Below are 17,168 nucleotides of genomic sequence, written 5' to 3' on the forward strand. Positions count from 1 at the left end.
GGATTAGCGCAAAGTTTTACACAATCTTGTCATCTCGACGAAGGAGAGATCTCCGCAAGTAGCTCGACAAAGATTGATAAACACAAAGTCTTGTCATTTCGGGGAACGAAAAATCTCTACAAGTAACTCGACAAAGATTGATAAACGCAAAGTCTTGTCATTTCGAGGAACGAGAAATCGCACTAGAAACTCGACAAAGATTGGCGATTCTCTTTATAGATTCCCGAGTGCGATTTCTCCTCCGTCGAAATGACAATATTGAGAAATCTCAGAATCTTAATATGGGCGTGCCCCTCCGGGTCGGGCTTTCGGCTATATCTTTTATTCCGCTCCGCTGCATAAAAGGATACCGCCTCTATCCCTCACGCAAGCACAGTTTTTGAGAAATGAAATTTATGAAATAATAAATATCTTTGATAAAAGTAAACATCTTAATGTTATATAATGCAAACAATATAATGGAGAAAAAAAAACATCATTACGTTTGGCGTGATTATTTACGTTCTTGGAGTTCAGGTGAATATGTTTTTACATATTCAAAAAATCAAAATAAAATATTTACTTCTAATTTAATGGGAGTTGCAATGGAAAAATATTTTTATGCCCTTGATGAATTTACTCTTGAAGAAGAAATAAATTTAAAGGAAGTAGTAAAATCTTGTAGCAATGAAACTGTAGTTGAACTTAATTTAGAATTATATGAATCCTTTATTATTTACTCTAAAATTCTTAGGTTTAAAAAAGAGAATGCATTTGTAATTGATTCAGAAACTAAGCAAGAAAAACTTGATAAAATAACAAAATTAATTAAGTCAAATCTATTTGAAGAATTTCATACTATAATTGAAAACTATGGTAGTAGAATAATTAAAATTAAAAAGTTTGAAGAGATTAGGATGTTTGATGATGAAGATAACCTGTTTTTTTTAATGATTTTTTTATGTTCTCAATTTTTAAGAACAAAAAAAATGAAGAAAAAATTGGAGTTAATGTGTGAAAAAAATGAATTAATAATCCCCAAATTTATAAACATAATTTCTTTAGTTTTTGCAAATTCACTCGCGGTTTCTCTTGCAGACAATAAAGATGTGAGATATGTTTTTTATGAAAACAAAACAGATCTTAATTTTATAACTTCTGATCAACCACTAATGAACTTAAAGTTTAATGATAAAGATGAGAGTGGAAAGGTTATAGAATTTGAATTTTATTATCCTATTAATACTAGAATTGCTATTCTTATACATTTAAAAAATCAAGAAAATAAATATGATCATATTTTTATTGACAAAAAAAACGTGAAAGAATTAAATGATCATATATATCATTACGCTGATGATCATGTTTTTGCAAAAACTAAAAATCAATTAGAAGAATATATGAGTAAAGAAAAATCATAATTTTTCAGTTTAATCAATCAGTCTAATAAAAAAACCGAAGCCAATCCAGCTTCGGTTTTTCATTACTTAGAGTTAAATCTTTTTGGTAATTATTTTTCTTTAAGTAATTTTTCTAAATAAGTTATTTTATCTTTTTCTGCTTGAAGTAATCTTTCATAAAGTTGTTCATTTTTATCAATAGTTTCAAGAAGTTTATCTAATGGATTAAAAGTGCATCCAAAACTGACAACAGAAGAGCTATTTTCGGCAGTATTTCCCATAATGTTAAAAACAGCTTCTTCAGAAAAATTTCTGATTACTTCAGCGGGAACACCTAAAGCTTCTGCAATTTTTTTTAGTTTTTCATCATCAACACTTTCACTTCCTTCAATAATAGATATAGATTGCTGTGTTGTACCAATAGCAAAAGCAAGCGCTTCCTGCTTCATGTCTCTCAGTTCTCTAATACGGCTGATATTTCGACCGATATGTTTTGGTTTTATTTCTGTGCTCATAGTTCAAAGATATTTAAAATTCTGTTACCTTATTTGGTTTATGTAGAAAACAAGGTTTTTCTTGTGAGATACAAATTGTAAATCTTTTCGCGGGTAAAAATACAACTTTTCTGACTATCGTTTGATTTTCAATTTAGAATTACGTAATCTTGATATTCAAAAAAATACTTCGAACAATACCAATAAAATGCAGACTTTCAATTTCAAATTAACAACAATAGCCGAAATCAAAACCAAATATCCTTTTTTAACTGAGGATGAAAAGTTTGATTATTTTGATGAATGGGAAGACGGGGATTTTTTTCTAACGGCAGAAGAAAATGTCAATTTTGAAGAAAATTTTTATTTAGATCTTTATGAAGATAAAGAGAAAAAATGGCTGGCCAAATTGCTAAATCTTCCCGTCAAAAAAATGGACGAAATAAGAATTGAAGGCATTTTTATAAACGGAGATTTTTCTGTTAATGGTTCAATTATAAATGCCGAAGGCGATTATGGGCCGTATGTTTTTATTAATGGAAATGTAAACTGCCAAAGTCTTTTACTTGGCGGTGCCAATGTTGAAATAAAAGAAAACGTTACAGCAAAAGAAGTTGTGATGACGTATTACAATCATGGAAATTTCAATTGTTTAGGTTCGATAAATTCTCCGGTTTTTATCGTTACAGATCACAATACAGCATTTGCCGAAAGAAAAAATGATTTGTTTTATTATAATGACAGAGATGAAATTGACCCAAAAAACGAATGCGAATATGATGATGAAACCGACGAAGAAATTATCTCAAACGAACTTCGAAAATTACTCGATAATCCGTTAATTGAAACTTTTGAAGAATTGGAAAGAGATTTGGCAAGAGGTGAATTGGTTTTAAAACAAAACAATCCACCCGCTAAAACTTATCAATATTGGCATGATCGTGTTTTGGCAAATTACAGAGATCTTAAACTGGTTCCAAAAGAATTTAAAACCGAAGAACTTTGTAATCTGGCATTGAATATTACATTTCATGCTTTGCCGTTTGTCGATCAGGATTTAATAACTTCTGAACTCTGCGAAAAATTAGTAAGCAAAGATGGTTTTGCGATTCAGGTAATTCCTGATGAATTTATAACAAAAGAACTTTCTTTTAAAGCGGCTGAAAATGGCACAATGCTGAGATTAATTCCAGAGGAATATTATTCGGAAGAACTGATACTATTAGTTTTTAAAAATGGAAAACATGAACCTGACATAAACGATGTTCCTTCTTCATTTATAACAGAAAATTTTTTGGTAGAATATGTAAAAATAGGAAAAGGACTTTGGCTCGATAAAGTCTGCAAAGAAAATGGAATAGATAAATTGCAGGTTTTAAAACAAGTAATCGATTCAGGAATTCAATATTTGGATAATATTTTTGGGAATCATTTCAGCAAAGAAACCGTTGATTATGCTTTTTCGATTTATAAAAACGACGAAGATTGGAATAAATATGTTCAAAAATACAAACAGAAATTTGAACGACTTGAGAAATGAAAGAGCTATTAATAGAAAGTAAAGGAATAAGAACCAAGGAGTATTTCATACCGCCTTTTGAGTTAAGAGAAGGGGAGTTGGTTATTTTGTATTTGTATGGAGGGGCTCATTTTCAAGGCATCAAAACGGAATTAGTGAATGTTTTTACTGGAAGAATAAAAAATGAAAATGTGATTGTCACGAAGTCGTTGACTTATGTAGATTATTTTAGAGAATCAAAATTTAGAAGTTTGTTTTTCCCACTAAGAGTTGGCAAATATTTAAAGAAAAGTGGAAATTTAGAAAGCAAATTTATCCAGAAAATTTATGAAATTCCCTGGATTAATAAAAAGACGAAAATAAACGAACTTCACTGGAATTCTAAAAGACTACTTTCATTATACACAACATTTTCAAAAACAAAACATATTGTTTTTGAATTAGCAGGACTAGGGCCTGATGATGCAAAAGAAAACTATGATATAGTTAGAAATGAAATTAGAAAAGGAGGTTCTGCGATACTTATTGATTGGGCTTCCGACATGAAAGATGATTGCGATAAATTTATAACTTTAGAATGGCTGATCGATTTTGAAGAAAATAAAACAGTGTTTAAAATCTAAATGGGTTAGATCGAATTAATTATGAAGCCAAAAATTAAAATCAGAAAAATCAAAAAACAAGATCTAGACTTTGTCTATAAAGCAATCTGTGAACTCGAAAATGAAGTTTTAGATTTTAAAGTTTTCGAAATGATATTCAATGAAAATATTTCAAACTCAAAAAATCTGTATCTAATTGCCGAAAATGAAAATGAAGGTTTAGGATTTATTAGTTTTCACACCCAAAATCTTCTCCATCATTGCGGATTGGTTGGCGAAATTCAGGAGTTTTTTATTTACCAAAATTATCGTGGTCAAGGTGTTGGGCGCTTATTAATAGATGAAATCAAGAATTTTGCAGATCAAAATAATTTGAAAAGCATCGAAGTTACGACAAACAAAAAACGAGTAGAAAATGTTGCGATTTATGAAAATCTTGGTTTTACTTTGAGTCATAATAAGTTTACGATTTATAAATAATTATTCTCAAAGATTTCAATAGCCCCCAGTTTCAACTGGGGGTAATATTGGGACAAAAGACAAGGCTTTAGCCAAAAAGGAGTATTTAGGCTAAAGCCATTTATATTAAACTTTCTAAACCTCCAGCTAAAGCTGGAGGCAATTTAATTTATGTGTGACGACCTTTGTAAAAGTTTAAAACTTTGACAAAGGTTTTTTTGGCGCAAAGCTTGTCATCCTGAGCGAAGTCGAAGGACACGCAAGGAGCTCCGCTTGCAAAATCGACAATCTTTGTAGAGCTGCTAACTTGTCCTTCGACTTCGCTCAGGATGACAAACTTTGTGTTATAAAAACAAAAAACCGAAGCAATAGCTTCGGTTTTTTATTGGAATTTGGGATTTCAAAAATTGAATTTTAATCCACCCATTTATAATATCTCGCTCCAATCAAAACTGGAATCTCTTTTTCAATTCTATCTAAAACCCATTCATTTTTTGGAGTTCTTACGCTTTGTTTTTGTTCTTTTTTATGAAGACTTTCATAAGTGTTGAAATCAATTTCTATGCTTTCGGCTAAATTTTCAAAAAGCTTGACATCTGCCAAAGCCGATTTCCATTCGGGTTGAATTGTTCCTTCAAAAACTTTAGATTTTGATCCGCTTCCGTAAGCCAGGAATCCGAATTTAGTTCCCGAAACGTCTTTGTTTGTATCATAAAAATGAGCCAAAGTCGATAACAATCCCATGAAAATAGAACCTGTGTAAAGATTTCCAATTAAGGAAGAAGCTAATTCTGCTGGTTGTAATTTCTCGGTTACAAAACTTCTGTAATCATCAGATTTTGCAACTTCTTTAATTTTTGTCTGATAATCTGCAGGTGCAATATCATCGGCAATAATTTTTTCGGCGCTGTCTAAAGCATAGATTTCAGATAACATTCTGCGTCCTTGAAACGAGTATGGTAAATGCATTACGATACTGTGCCAAGTATTATATAATGTTTCGGTAGTATTTTTTAATTTTTTAAATAAAAAGTAAGCATTTCGCGTACGATCCATATAACATTGGTTCGAATATTGACCGTCAAAAACCGGCTGATCTTTGTGAATTTCGATTTCGGCTTCTAAATTGTCAAACCAGGAATCGTTGTTCGTGTTTTTTGTAATTTCCTCTTTTGAGATAGTTCTGTATGGTTTAAAGAAATCAAAAACACCCTTTGTGCTTGTTGCCCAATTATCATCAAAAGCAATAATTTTTGGATCTGCCGTAATCAACATCGCCACAGCTCCGGCACCTTGCGTATATTCCCCGCCAGAGTTTAAATCGTATTTTGCAAAATCGGTCGTAACTACAATTGCTTTTTTGGCCGGATTTAATTTTACAAAATCAAGACAGTTTTGCAAAGCGTCAACTCCGCCAATACAGGCAAAAGTAAAATCTACAACATCGCATTCTGCCAAAGAATCTTCGCCAAATTTTTGCTCCATCAAATTAATTAAATAAGAAGCAATTGGTTTTGAACTGTCGATTCCGCTTTCGGTACCAACATAAATTCGGCTTATTTCGTTTAGGTTGATTTTATTATCAGTAATAAGTTTGGTTAAAGCATTTGCCCCAAAAACAACCGCATCCTGATGAACATCCGGAAAAGTCATTTTAAGTAATCCAAGACCTTTTTCTAATTTTTCTGGTTCAATATTTCTGGCAATGGCCAAAGTTTTTATGGGTAAGTGTATGTTTGCAACATCAAAAGAGATGGCATCAATTCCTGTTTTCATTCTTATTTTTTTGAGCTGCTAAAGGTAAAACTATGTTATGGAATGACAATTTTTTGCTTACATAAAATTATGTACAGCTGATACTTTTGAAGAAAACAAATCAAAACTTTGAATAAAATATCAATATCATAATTTTTAGGAAACTCATAAGTATTGAAATTAGGCTGAAATCACTCTAAAGCAGTTTTTTATGCTTTTTTATACTAAATTATTTATTATTAAAAATTAATTTATACGTAAAAATACGTATACGTAGTCTATTTTAAAATGATTATAAATAACAACGAAATGGTTGTAGTTCTTTGGTAATTGAGTTATTTTTGTCTAATTTTTTAAAACAAACTACTTAAACACTTATGGCACAATCTGCACAGTTGAATGCTTCCATCTTAAAGAAAGTGGCTATGGCCCTTTCGGGAATATTCTTAATCACGTTTTTAGCGCTGCATGTTACCTTAAATTTTATTTCTATTTTGAGTGAAAGCGTTTTCAACGAAGTCTCTCATTTTATGGGTTACAATCCGTTGATACAATATGTAATGCAGCCAGTTTTGGCATTCGGAGTAATTTTGCACTTCGTAATGGGATTCATTCTTACTGCTCAAAACAGCGCAGCAAGACCAATTGCATATGCGAAATACAACGGAGCTGCAAATGCTTCTTGGAGTTCTAGAAATATGATTATTTCTGGATTGGTTATTTTGGCTTTCTTAGGATTGCATTTTTATGATTTCTGGTTTCCTGAACTAGGCTATAAATATATAGCAGGAACAGCTCCAGATGCTACAAGGTATTACGGAGAGTTAGTTCATAAATTTCATAGTCCGGTACGTACAGGATTGTACTGTGTGTCTTTTATCCTTTTAGGATTTCACTTATGGCACGGATTTGCATCTTCTCTACAATCAATGGGAATGCACAACAAATATTCTCGATTTTTAAGCAAAGTTGGTTTATGGTTTGCAGTTGTGGTGCCAGCCGCTTTCGTAATTATCGCATTATTTCATCATTTCAATAATTAATATCAATTATAATGGCATTAGATTCAAAAATTCCAAATGGTCCTATAGCGGACAAATGGACAAATTATAAAGATCATATTAATTTAGTAAACCCTGCTAACAAACGTAATTTAGATATTATCGTAGTTGGTACAGGTTTAGCCGGAGGTTCTGCTGCGGCTACTTTGGCTGAGTTAGGGTATAACGTAAAAGCATTTTGTTTTCAGGATTCACCTCGTCGTGCGCACTCTATTGCGGCACAAGGAGGTATTAATGCTGCAAAAAATTATAAAGGTGACGGTGACTCAGTTTACAGATTGTTCTACGATACTGTAAAAGGTGGTGACTACCGTGCACGTGAAGCAAACGTTCACCGTTTGGCTGAAGTTTCTGCAAATATTATTGACCAGTGTGTGGCTCAAGGGGTGCCATTGGCTCGTGAATATGGCGGACTTCTTGATAACCGTTCTTTTGGAGGAACTTTGGTTTCTCGTACATTTTATGCACAAGGTCAAACAGGACAACAATTATTGTTAGGAGCTTATTCTGCAATGAACCGTCAAATTGGTCGTGGAAAAATTAAAATGTATAATCGTCACGAAATGCTTGACATTGTAATCGTTGACGGAAAAGCGAGAGGTATTATCGCTCGTAACTTAATCACCGGAGAAATAGAAAGACATTCTGCTCACGCGGTAGTAATTGGTTCTGGAGGATACGGAAACGTATTTTTCCTTTCAACAAATGCTATGGGAAGTAACGCAACAGCAGCTTGGAAAATTCATAAAAAAGGAGCGTTTTTCGCAAATCCTTGTTACACACAAATTCACCCAACATGTATTCCGGTTTCAGGAGATCACCAGTCAAAACTGACTTTGATGTCTGAGTCGTTACGTAATGACGGTCGTATTTGGGTTCCTGCAAAATTAGAAGATGCTCAGGCAATTCGTGAAGGAAAGAAAAAAGCGACTGATTTATCTGAAGAAGAAAGAGATTATTTCTTAGAAAGAAGATATCCTGCGTTTGGTAACTTAGTTCCTCGTGACGTTGCGTCTCGTGCAGCTAAAGAAAGATGTGATGCTGGTTTTGGAGTTAATAAAACAGGTGAAGCAGTTTACTTGGATTTCGCGGCAGCAATTAAACGTTACGGAACTGAAGATGCTTATGTAAAAGGTTTAGATGATAAAGATGCAGCTTTAGTAACTAAATTGGGAGCTGCAATCGTGAAAAGTAAATACGGAAACTTATTCCAGATGTATTACAAAATCGTTGATGAAGATCCTTATACAACGCCAATGATGATTTACCCAGCGGTTCACTACACAATGGGTGGAACTTGGGTTGATTATAACTTAATGACTACAATTCCGGGATGTTTCTCAATTGGAGAATCTAACTTCTCTGACCACGGAGCAAACAGACTTGGAGCTTCTGCTTTAATGCAAGGTTTAGCTGATGGATATTTCGTACTTCCTTATACTATTGGAGATTATTTAGCTCCGGATATTAAAATGGGAGAAATTTCTACAGACTTACCAGAATTCGTTGAAGCTGAAAAAGCGGTTGTTGATCAAATCAATAAATTTATCAATAATAACGGAACTCATTCTGTAGATTATTTCCACAAAAAATTAGGAAAAATCATGTGGAATAAAGTAGGTATGGCTCGTAATGCTAAAGGTTTAACTGAGGCTATCGAAGAAATTGCTGCTCTACGTGAAGAGTTTTATAAAGATGTAAAAGTTCCTGGAAGCGCTTACGAATTTAATCAGGAATTAGAAAAAGCAACTCGTGTTGCCGATTTCTTAGAATTAGGAGAATTGTTCGCGAAAGATGCTTTACACCGTAATGAATCTTGTGGTGGTCACTTCCGTGAGGAGTACCAAACAGAAGAAGGAGAAGCACTTCGTGATGATGATAACTTTGCATACGTTGCAGCTTGGGAATATAAAGGAAAACCAAGTGATGCGGTATTACACAAAGAACCTCTTAATTACGAAAACATTAAATTAGTTCAAAGAAGTTATAAATAAGAATTTGGTCGAAAGCCAAAGTCTTAAAGTCAAAAGGCAAAATGTGCCAAGCGACTTTCGACTTTCGACTTTATGACTTTCAAACGAAAAAGGTATGAAACTTACATTAAAAATATGGCGTCAAAAAAACGCCCAAGATAAAGGAGGGATTGTAGAATATCCTATTGATGGAATTGAACCAGACATGTCTTTCCTTGAAATGCTTGATGTTCTTAACGAACAATTAATCAATAGAGGAGAAGAGCCTGTAGCATTTGACCACGATTGTCGTGAGGGAATTTGCGGAATGTGTTCTTTATTCATCAACGGTGAAGCACACGGACCAGACAGAGGTGTTACAACTTGCCAGTTACACATGCGTATGTTTAAAGATGGTGATACGATTTTTATCGAGCCGTTTAGAGCAAAAGCTTTCCCTGTAATTAAAGATTTAGTTGTTGACAGAAGTTCTTTTGACAGAATTCAACATGCTGGGGGATTTATTTCTGTAAATACTTCAGGAAATACAATTGATGCAAATACAATTCCAATTAACAAACACGATGCAGATAAATCATTTGATGCTGCAGCTTGTATTGGTTGTGGAGCTTGTGTTGCAACTTGTAAAAACTCATCGGCAATGTTATTCGTTTCTGCAAAAGTTTCTCAATATGCATTATTGCCGCAAGGTAAAGTTGAGGCAGTTGACCGTGTATTAAACATGGTTCACCAAATGGATTTAGAAGGTTTTGGTAACTGTACAAATACAGGAGCTTGTGAAATCGAATGTCCAAAAGGAATTTCGCTTGAAAATATAGCACGTATGAACCGTGAGTATTTAGCAGCAAGCTTGAAAGGATAATACAACAATTTAGTATATTTAAAAAACGCATTCATTAATTTGAATGCGTTTTTTTTGTACTACATTTATTCCGTAAATAATAACCAAAAACAAAATCATTTAATGAAAAGAATTTTACTATTTGTAATGCTGGTTTTCAGTATTAAAAGCTATTCTCAGGTTTCGGTTTCTCCGTCTGATAGAGGAGCAAACGAAAAATTTGAAAAAGGAGAGTTAGAAAAATTTAAGGCTACAACTACAATTTTTGTACTGCCTCAAATAAATCAAAAAGAAGATTACGAAAAAATTTTAAAAGAAGTCTGGACTGTAACTCCTTACAAATTGGTTGAGTTTAAAGATTTTAATATAACAGGTTATGCTGACGATGCCTATTCATTTGCAGAGCTTTTTGGAGATATAAGAGTAACAGGAAAAGGTACTGTTTATGTTCATACTAATTTTGGAATACAGCTTTTAGATCAGGAAAAATTTGAGAAAGGTTTTGCAAAGCTAAAATCTGATGATAAAAAGTATAGCAGAAAACTGAAAAGTCTTTTTAATGAAAATTTATCTTTTGTTGCAAGAGCCCCGCTTTCTGTTAATTCTAAATTTTTGGCAGATGCAATGGTAGCAAGATCAGATGAAAAAGCAGGTCTTCTTTATGATAGAATGTATACCGAAAAATCGTTTACAAATACCAATTTAGGAATGCTGAAAAACTATTTTCAGCTAATAAATAAAATGCTTACTAAAGGAGAAAACATCGGACTTTATGACGATTTTGTTACTCCCGAAATTAAAAATCTAAAAGATAATACACTGTATATTCCGGAAGCTTATAAACTGGAGTTTAGCCCTTGGAGAATATCAGAAAAAGAGAGAGACGAAAAAGATCTTAAAGAACTTTTAGAAGATTATAAATATAAGTATGAATTTATAAAAGATGAGGATTTAGAAAAGAAGATTTTAAATAATGAAGAGATTTATTATTTAAGATATGTAAGCATGAATGCAAATAAATATTTGCAGGTTGTTAATGCTAAAACAGGCGATCCGGTATATTATTTTTATGGAGCGGCAAGCTATAATTTAAAGGATAATGACTTTGAAAAAATCAGCAAAGCCATTAGCGGTAAATAGTTTTTTAAAATAAAAGAAGAACGCATTCATTAATTTGAATGCGTTTTTTTATTTCATTATAAATAGTGATGTGTAATTAAAGCGTTCAAAATAAATTTGATTCTATATAACAACTGTTCTTAAGCAGTAAAAGGAACAAATATGTTTACGATCAATATGCCTTTTTTTACTAATGATAATTATTTGTATTATCAATTACTGTTTACTTGTATTTTGTTTCTCCTGTTGTTTTTTATTGGAGGCTTTTCAGAATCTTTTGTAATTGAATATGGCTCTTATGTGTTTGCAGGTAGCATTATTATAAGTTTTTTGATTTCATTTTTTATAGATCATTACTGGCAGTTTATACTGCATTGGTTTTTGCTTTCGATAGTTCAGTTTCTTTTTTGGGCTGTGCTGATTTTTATTTGCGGACATTATGGAAAACCCCATAACGGAGACGGCTGGATCATACTTTTACTTCCGGGTTATTTTTTACCCTTTTTAATATTTGTTTCTGTTTTAATAAAAGTCCTGAAAATTATTATCCGGAAATTTTAGCAGATAAAACATTTTACTTTGAAGAGATTTTAAATTATTAAATCATTAGAAATAGTGATGCAGGTTTAAATAAGAGACGATAAATTTGATGTTATTATAATAGATTAAAAAATGTACAAAACCATCCGAATAATAGTTTCTTTATTAGTCTTAATTAGTTTGTTTTCCTGCGCTCAGGAAGAAAATACCGAAAGAGAAAATATCCAAAAAGAAAGCATCAGTAAAAAATGGATAGTGCAAAATTCAACAGAATTTGAATCGATTGAGTTTGATACAAACGGAAACTATATCATCATAAAAAACGAAACCAGTAAAACTTCAAAAAAGAACGCCGAAATTATTGTTTCTGGTACTTATGAAGTTTTAGATACAGATATTTTATTGCTTTCTAATTTCGGTTCCATGAAAGTGGATGATAGTGATCCTGATAATATTACGTTTTCAATTAAATACGAAGGATCTGATACGTATACTTATCAGCTAAAAGTTACTAAAGCAGCTGAGTTTACCAGTACGCCCAAAACAGATTTGTTATGCGATAATACCTGGAAATTCACCAAAAAAGAAACTATTATAGATACGGTTAGTTTAGTAAATTTTTCTAAAGCCGGAACTTGTTTTACTAATTTTAGTATTACATCTCAAGAAAAAGGAAGTTACTTAGAATTTGGTAAATGGCAATGGCAGGATGCCAGCGAAACTAAAATAATAATCACCCAAATAAAATCTCCAGAGTGGGTTTTGGATAAAGATGAGGAAGTAGAGTTTGAAATAAGTGGTTTAAATACTGGAAAACTTGAAATGAAAGAAGTTTTTGAAGGTAAAACTTATAATGTTGCTTTTGATGTTTTGAAATGAGAGAGTAAAGAATAAAGAATAAAGAATAAAGAGTAAAGAGTAAAGAGTAAAGAGTAAAGAGTAAAGAGTAAAGAGTAAAAAGTAAACAGTAAAGAGTAAAGAGAGAAAACTAAATACTGAACCTAAAAAGAGAGAGTAATAAATAGATAATAGAAAGTAAAAACGCATTCATTTGGTTAGTGAATGCGTTTTTTATGTTTTATTCGTAATACAATTGTGATTCACTAATTTCCTGTTTTTCTTTTCCTTCCTGCTGAATAAAACAAGTTAAAGTTGTTCCTCCAATTTGGTCAAAATAACTAATATTGATTTTATGAAACCCTTTTTCAAGTTTAACAACTCCGTAAGCTTCATTGAGCCAATGAATGCCATCGTTATTTACAACTAATTCATTATCTATAAAAAGCTTCGATCCGTCGTCTGAAAGGGTCGAAATGGTATAATTTGCCGTTTCTGGAATAAAGATATATCCGTCGAATTTTAAGCCGATATAACGCTCGATTTTCGATTTCCATTTTTCACTGCTTATTTTGCCTTCAAAAATGCCCGAATTAATAGGTTTTGCCAATTCTAAATCCTGAACTTGCTGAAATAATGTTCCCGTAAAATAATCGAATTTTAATCCTTTTTTGGTTGGCTTTACAGCTAAAGCTGATTTCAACTCTGGGTTTCTAACCAATATTTTACTGATTGAACTTTTTCTACCGCTTTCGCTAATCTGAACCGTTTTTATAATTCTGTATTCGCCTTTTGGGATATTTATCGTTACAGGTTTACTGTAAAGTTCAGCCGTTTCATCTGGATTATAACCATCAATAGTATAAAAAATCTGTCCATTTTTAATCGTTGGTTTTAAGTCCAGAATATATTTTGATGCAATTAAAGCCGTTTCTTCAGCTCCAAAAGGAATCGGAACTTTATACATTCTTTTCTGCGCTTCCAGTTTTTCTAAATGATGCGGAATCCTGTTCAAAATAAAATTATTGTAGTTTTTATTCTGAGGTTCTGTCCAGGCAATTTCTGCTAAAGCAAAAACTCTCGGATAAATCATATAATTTAATTTCGCCGGACTTGTCAAATATTCAGACCAAAGATTCGACTGAACACCCATAATATATTTTTGCTCTTCCACCGTTAAACTGTCTACAGGAGTTGGGTTGTACTTGTAGATTTTTTCAACCGTTGTTAATCGTCCAATTGTTAAAGGTTCCTGCGGAGAATAACCCTGATTATAATCTAAATATAAAACCTGTTCAGGATTCATAATTACAAAATGTTTTTGTTTTGCCGCGCTGATTCCGCCAGATTCGCCTCGCCATGACATAACTGCTGCATTTGGTGCCAATCCGCCTTCGAGCATTTCATCCCAGCCCAGAATTTGTCTTCCGTTTGCATTTAAGAATTTTTCAATTCGGGTTGTAAGGTAACTTTGTAATTCATGTTCGTTTTTTAAACCTAGATCCTTAATTCTCTTTTGACAATTCGGGCATTCTTTCCATCTTGCTTTTGGACATTCGTCTCCGCCAATATGAATGTATTTACTCGGAAATAAAGCCATAACTTCGGTTAGAACATCTTCTAAAAAAGTAAAAGTTTCTTCTTTTCCGGCACAAAAAATATCTTCAAAAACGCCCCATGATTCTATCACTTTATAATTTCGATCTGGAAAACAAGATAAATTTGGGTAAGCTGTTACCGCCGCCGTTGCGTGACCCGGCATTTCGATTTCGGGAATAATATTTACATAATGGTCTTCGGCAAATTTCACAATGGCTGCAATTTCTTCCTGAGTATAAAAACCACCGTACGGATTTCCGTCAAAAAAATAAGGAGATCTTTCAAATTTATTACCCACTAAAGTCTGTGCTCTTTTAGAACCAACTTCAGTAAGTTTTGGATACTTTTTTATTTCGATTCTCCAGCCTTGGTCGTCGGTTAAATGCCAATGGAAATTATTTAATTTATAATACGACATTTGTGCAATAAAATCTTTTATAACACCAACAGAGAAAAAATGACGGCAAACATCGAGGTGAAGCCCGCGGTAGTCGTATCTGGGCTGGTCTTCGATGGAAACGCAAGGTAATTTTACTTCTTGATTTTTGGGTTGATTCGGTAAAAGCTGCAATAAACTCTGAACAGCATAAAATAATCCTTCTTCACTTCCGGTTACGGTTATTTTTTTGGAAGAAATATTGATTTTATACCCCTCTTTTTTTGAAACTGCAGCTGGTTTTTCGGCAATAAACAAAACTTCAATATTGCTTTTTTTATTTGACGTATTCGAGTTTATAGCCGACTCAAAAATCTGCGCCGTTTTCAATTCTTTTGCGCTGTATTTATTTTTATCAAATACAATTTTAATTTTTCCGTTGATGCGAATGCTGTCTCCGGTTGATTTATAAAAATTAGGAGCCGGAATAATCGAAATATTATCTGAAGTACTTTGCGCATTTCCGAAAGAAAAACAGAAAATCAAAAAGAGAAATATACTTTTTTGCATGGTTACTTTTTTGTTTTGTTAAGCAAATTTAAGGTTTGTAAAATTAGTCTGCATTTTTTTTGCAAAAGGTATTGGCGTTTAAATGTCTTTAAAATAGCGTAATTAACTTTTTAATTACGTTGTGTTATAATTTGTTTCGCAAGAATATTGCATTTATTGTTTACATTTGTCCTTACAAAAACGAATTTGCATGAATAATGATAATGAAGTGGTTAATTACACTAAAGAAGAACGTAAAAATCTTATTTTAAAAGAGATTAACTTGCATACTCGTGTAAGTTTTGAAACCCTTTCGGCTAAATTATTTGTTTCAGAAGATACTGTAAGACGTGATATAAATGAACTTGAGTCAGAATCTTTATTGATTAAAGTGAAAGGCGGGGCGATGACAAAAGCGTATCACCATTCTTCCTCTAATCAAACTTATGCGGGCGAATCCAAACAAATTATTGCGCAAAAAACGTTAGGCCTTCTTCATGACGGAATGGTTTTATTAATTGGCGGCGGAACGACAATTCGTGAATTCATTCGTTTAATTCCTAACGATTTAAGTTTAACTATTTTTACGGTTACCGTTTTATCTGCGGTTGAACTTCTGGATAAACCCAACGTTAAAATTATCATGATTGGCGGCAGCATTTCGTCGTACAGCCAAATGTGTGTGAGCGGCGATGTTTATAATCAGCTTGCTAATATTAAAGTTGATTTATTAATATTAGGAACCAATGCTTTAGATATTGAAGGCGGTTTCTCAGATTCTGACTGGGAAACGGTTCAGGTTAAAAAAGCAATGATTCAGGCTTCAGAAAAAACAGCGATTCTTACGATTTCTGAAAAACTGGATACGGTTCTAAAAATGAAAATTGCCAACTTATCTGAGGTTGATTACGTTGTGACGGAAGTTGATCCAAGCGACGAAAAATTACAATCGTATAAGAAGGCAGTTCCAAGTTTAGTTTTTATTTAATCCCAATTTTTCATTAAAAAGTTGATCCAGTTTTGGTGAAAGATTTTATTTAAATCTTCATCAGAATAGCCGTGGTTTTTAAATATCAGAACCAATTTTTGTAAATCAGCAATCGTATTTAAATCATACGGAGATTGTTCTGTACCAAAAGCACCGTCTAAATCTGAACCTACACCAATGTGATTTGCGTTTCCGGCCAATTGACAAATATGATCCATGTGTTTGAAAACCGTTTCTAAATCACAATTCATTTCTAAAGGCATCGAAACGCCTCTCTGCCAATTCGGAACCAACATCCAGGCATCTAATGCGCCGCCAATAACAGCTCCTCTCGAAATTAAAGCTTTTATCATTTCATCACTGTATTGACGATTGTGATCAACTAAACTTCTGCAATTATTATGACTTGCCCAAACCGGCCCGTTATAATGATCTAAAGCCTGCCAAAAGGCATCGTCGCACAAATGCGTTGCATCCAGAATAATATTCAAACGTTCCATTTCTTTTAATAAATCAATTCCGTTTTGATTCATTTTTCCCGTTGCATCCGTTCCGTTTGCGTAACGTCCTGGACCGTAATGCGCAGGACCAATAGCTCGTAAACCGTAATTGTATGCTTTTTCTAAATAAGAAATATCAATTATAGAGTCAGCGCCTTCTAAACTTAAAATATATCCAATTGGTTTTTTATCGTTTGGAGTTCCGTCGTTCCATACATCAAGTTGTTTCTGGAGTGATTTTTTATCCGTAATTGGCGTTATTTCTCCCGCTTCTTCCATGGCTTTGTACCAAGTCAATTGCCCTTGCGTTTGTGCCCAGGCTTGTTCAGGAGAATTCCAACCCGGAATAATACTGCCCGGTTTTACAAATCTTGCAATTTGTGTTGCCACAACAATTCCGATATTACCGCGTCGCAAATCAGGAAATGAAACTGTAGCGCGTTCGCGATCAGGTTTGTCCGTCATTCCTTTTTCTAAACTGCGCAAAGTAGGAACATCATTTCTTAAATCACGATTCCATTCCATCGCATTCATGCTCAGGTCTAAATGGGCGTCTATTATAAACATATATTTTGAC

15 protein-coding genes are annotated in these 17,168 nt (G+C 33.0%); 11 read left to right on the plus strand and 4 right to left on the minus strand.

Features of this window, described 5'->3' with window-relative positions; translation table 11 throughout:
- Positions 1–458: 458 nt before the first annotated feature.
- A complete protein-coding gene (locus tag APR43_RS08895) occupies positions 459–1,400 on the plus strand; it encodes a DUF4238 domain-containing protein (RefSeq protein WP_165590702.1) in 942 nt (313 codons plus the stop codon).
- Positions 1,401–1,489: 89 nt separating this feature from the next.
- Here the strand turns inward: APR43_RS08895 and APR43_RS08900 are convergent, their stop codons facing one another.
- Entirely contained in the window at positions 1,490–1,894 is a 405-nt protein-coding gene (locus APR43_RS08900) for a helix-turn-helix domain-containing protein (RefSeq protein ID WP_053473337.1), read from the minus strand.
- 121 nt (positions 1,895–2,015) lie between these two features.
- Here APR43_RS08900 and APR43_RS08905 point away from each other — a divergent pair, with 121 nt between their 5' ends.
- From APR43_RS08905 to APR43_RS08915, 3 genes are read left to right on the plus strand one after another with little or no spacing between them, the layout of a single operon-like run.
- Positions 2,016–3,413, plus strand: coding sequence for a polymer-forming cytoskeletal protein (locus tag APR43_RS08905; protein ID WP_240514942.1), 1,398 nt, complete (start codon positions 2,016–2,018; stop codon positions 3,411–3,413).
- A complete protein-coding gene (locus tag APR43_RS08910; protein ID WP_053473336.1) occupies positions 3,410–4,015 on the plus strand; it encodes a hypothetical protein in 606 nt (201 codons plus the stop codon). Before APR43_RS08905 ends, APR43_RS08910 begins: the two co-directional genes overlap by 4 nt.
- Before the next feature lie 21 nt (positions 4,016–4,036).
- Positions 4,037–4,474, plus strand: coding sequence for a GNAT family N-acetyltransferase (locus APR43_RS08915; RefSeq protein ID WP_053473335.1), 438 nt, complete (start codon positions 4,037–4,039; stop codon positions 4,472–4,474).
- A gap of 393 nt (positions 4,475–4,867) precedes the next feature.
- Here APR43_RS08915 and APR43_RS08920 read toward each other — a convergent pair whose 3' ends face one another.
- Positions 4,868–6,229: a hydroxymethylglutaryl-CoA synthase family protein gene (locus tag APR43_RS08920; protein WP_053473334.1), complete on the minus strand. Its 1,362-nt coding sequence runs from the start codon at positions 6,227–6,229 to the stop codon at positions 4,868–4,870.
- A 356-nt stretch (positions 6,230–6,585) separates the two neighbouring features.
- Here APR43_RS08920 and APR43_RS08925 point away from each other — a divergent pair, with 356 nt between their 5' ends.
- From APR43_RS08925 to APR43_RS24435, 6 genes are all read left to right on the plus strand, one after another.
- Complete coding sequence (locus tag APR43_RS08925) at positions 6,586–7,251, plus strand: succinate dehydrogenase cytochrome b subunit (RefSeq protein WP_053473333.1); 666 nt, start codon at positions 6,586–6,588, stop codon at positions 7,249–7,251.
- An 11-nt stretch (positions 7,252–7,262) separates the two neighbouring features.
- Positions 7,263–9,263: a fumarate reductase/succinate dehydrogenase flavoprotein subunit gene (locus APR43_RS08930; RefSeq protein WP_053473332.1), complete on the plus strand. Its 2,001-nt coding sequence runs from the start codon at positions 7,263–7,265 to the stop codon at positions 9,261–9,263.
- A 94-nt stretch (positions 9,264–9,357) separates the two neighbouring features.
- Positions 9,358–10,104 (plus strand): succinate dehydrogenase/fumarate reductase iron-sulfur subunit, encoded by a 747-nt coding sequence (locus APR43_RS08935; RefSeq protein ID WP_053473331.1) that lies wholly within the window; start codon positions 9,358–9,360, stop codon positions 10,102–10,104.
- Positions 10,105–10,206: 102 nt separating this feature from the next.
- A complete protein-coding gene (locus tag APR43_RS08940; RefSeq protein ID WP_088636399.1) occupies positions 10,207–11,223 on the plus strand; it encodes a hypothetical protein in 1,017 nt (338 codons plus the stop codon).
- Between the two features lie 141 nt (positions 11,224–11,364).
- Positions 11,365–11,763, plus strand: coding sequence for a hypothetical protein (locus APR43_RS08945; RefSeq protein WP_088636400.1), 399 nt, complete (start codon positions 11,365–11,367; stop codon positions 11,761–11,763).
- A gap of 111 nt (positions 11,764–11,874) precedes the next feature.
- Positions 11,875–12,621, plus strand: a complete 747-nt coding sequence (locus APR43_RS24435; RefSeq protein ID WP_053473328.1) for a hypothetical protein — start codon at positions 11,875–11,877, stop codon at positions 12,619–12,621.
- Positions 12,622–12,820: 199 nt separating this feature from the next.
- On the opposite strand, the gene APR43_RS08960 is transcribed toward APR43_RS24435, so the two are convergent.
- On the minus strand, positions 12,821–15,124 hold the full coding sequence (locus APR43_RS08960) for a family 20 glycosylhydrolase (protein WP_053473327.1): 2,304 nt from the start codon (positions 15,122–15,124) through the stop codon (positions 12,821–12,823).
- 190 nt (positions 15,125–15,314) lie between these two features.
- Between APR43_RS08960 and APR43_RS08965 the strand changes: the two genes are divergently transcribed.
- Positions 15,315–16,091, plus strand: a complete 777-nt coding sequence (locus APR43_RS08965; protein WP_053473326.1) for a DeoR/GlpR family DNA-binding transcription regulator — start codon at positions 15,315–15,317, stop codon at positions 16,089–16,091.
- Here APR43_RS08965 and APR43_RS08970 read toward each other — a convergent pair.
- On the minus strand, positions 16,088–17,158 hold the full coding sequence (locus tag APR43_RS08970) for a dipeptidase (protein WP_053473325.1): 1,071 nt from the start codon (positions 17,156–17,158) through the stop codon (positions 16,088–16,090). The two genes, APR43_RS08965 and APR43_RS08970, sit on opposite strands and share 4 nt — an antisense overlap.
- Between the last annotated feature and the right edge of the window lie 10 nt (positions 17,159–17,168).

Origin of the sequence: Flavobacterium sp. NLM, from assembly GCF_002210235.1 — a bacterium.
Taxonomy (GTDB): domain Bacteria; phylum Bacteroidota; class Bacteroidia; order Flavobacteriales; family Flavobacteriaceae; genus Flavobacterium; species Flavobacterium panici.

Coding starts and splice junctions, on each gene's coding strand:
- APR43_RS08960 (WP_053473327.1), bottom strand. CDS start 15,124: ATGCAAAAAAGTATATTTCTCTTTTTGATTTTCTGTTTTTCTTTCGGA.
- APR43_RS08920 (WP_053473334.1), bottom strand. CDS start 6,229: ATGAAAACAGGAATTGATGCCATCTCTTTTGATGTTGCAAACATACAC.
- APR43_RS08895 (WP_165590702.1), top strand. CDS start 459: ATGGAGAAAAAAAAACATCATTACGTTTGGCGTGATTATTTACGTTCT.
- APR43_RS08915 (WP_053473335.1), top strand. CDS start 4,037: ATGAAGCCAAAAATTAAAATCAGAAAAATCAAAAAACAAGATCTAGAC.
- APR43_RS08930 (WP_053473332.1), top strand. CDS start 7,263: ATGGCATTAGATTCAAAAATTCCAAATGGTCCTATAGCGGACAAATGG.
- APR43_RS08945 (WP_088636400.1), top strand. CDS start 11,365: ATGTTTACGATCAATATGCCTTTTTTTACTAATGATAATTATTTGTAT.
- APR43_RS08935 (WP_053473331.1), top strand. CDS start 9,358: ATGAAACTTACATTAAAAATATGGCGTCAAAAAAACGCCCAAGATAAA.
- APR43_RS08925 (WP_053473333.1), top strand. CDS start 6,586: ATGGCACAATCTGCACAGTTGAATGCTTCCATCTTAAAGAAAGTGGCT.
- APR43_RS08970 (WP_053473325.1), bottom strand. CDS start 17,158: ATGTTTATAATAGACGCCCATTTAGACCTGAGCATGAATGCGATGGAA.
- APR43_RS08965 (WP_053473326.1), top strand. CDS start 15,315: ATGAATAATGATAATGAAGTGGTTAATTACACTAAAGAAGAACGTAAA.
- APR43_RS08900 (WP_053473337.1), bottom strand. CDS start 1,894: ATGAGCACAGAAATAAAACCAAAACATATCGGTCGAAATATCAGCCGT.
- APR43_RS08910 (WP_053473336.1), top strand. CDS start 3,410: ATGAAAGAGCTATTAATAGAAAGTAAAGGAATAAGAACCAAGGAGTAT.
- APR43_RS08940 (WP_088636399.1), top strand. CDS start 10,207: ATGAAAAGAATTTTACTATTTGTAATGCTGGTTTTCAGTATTAAAAGC.
- APR43_RS24435 (WP_053473328.1), top strand. CDS start 11,875: ATGTACAAAACCATCCGAATAATAGTTTCTTTATTAGTCTTAATTAGT.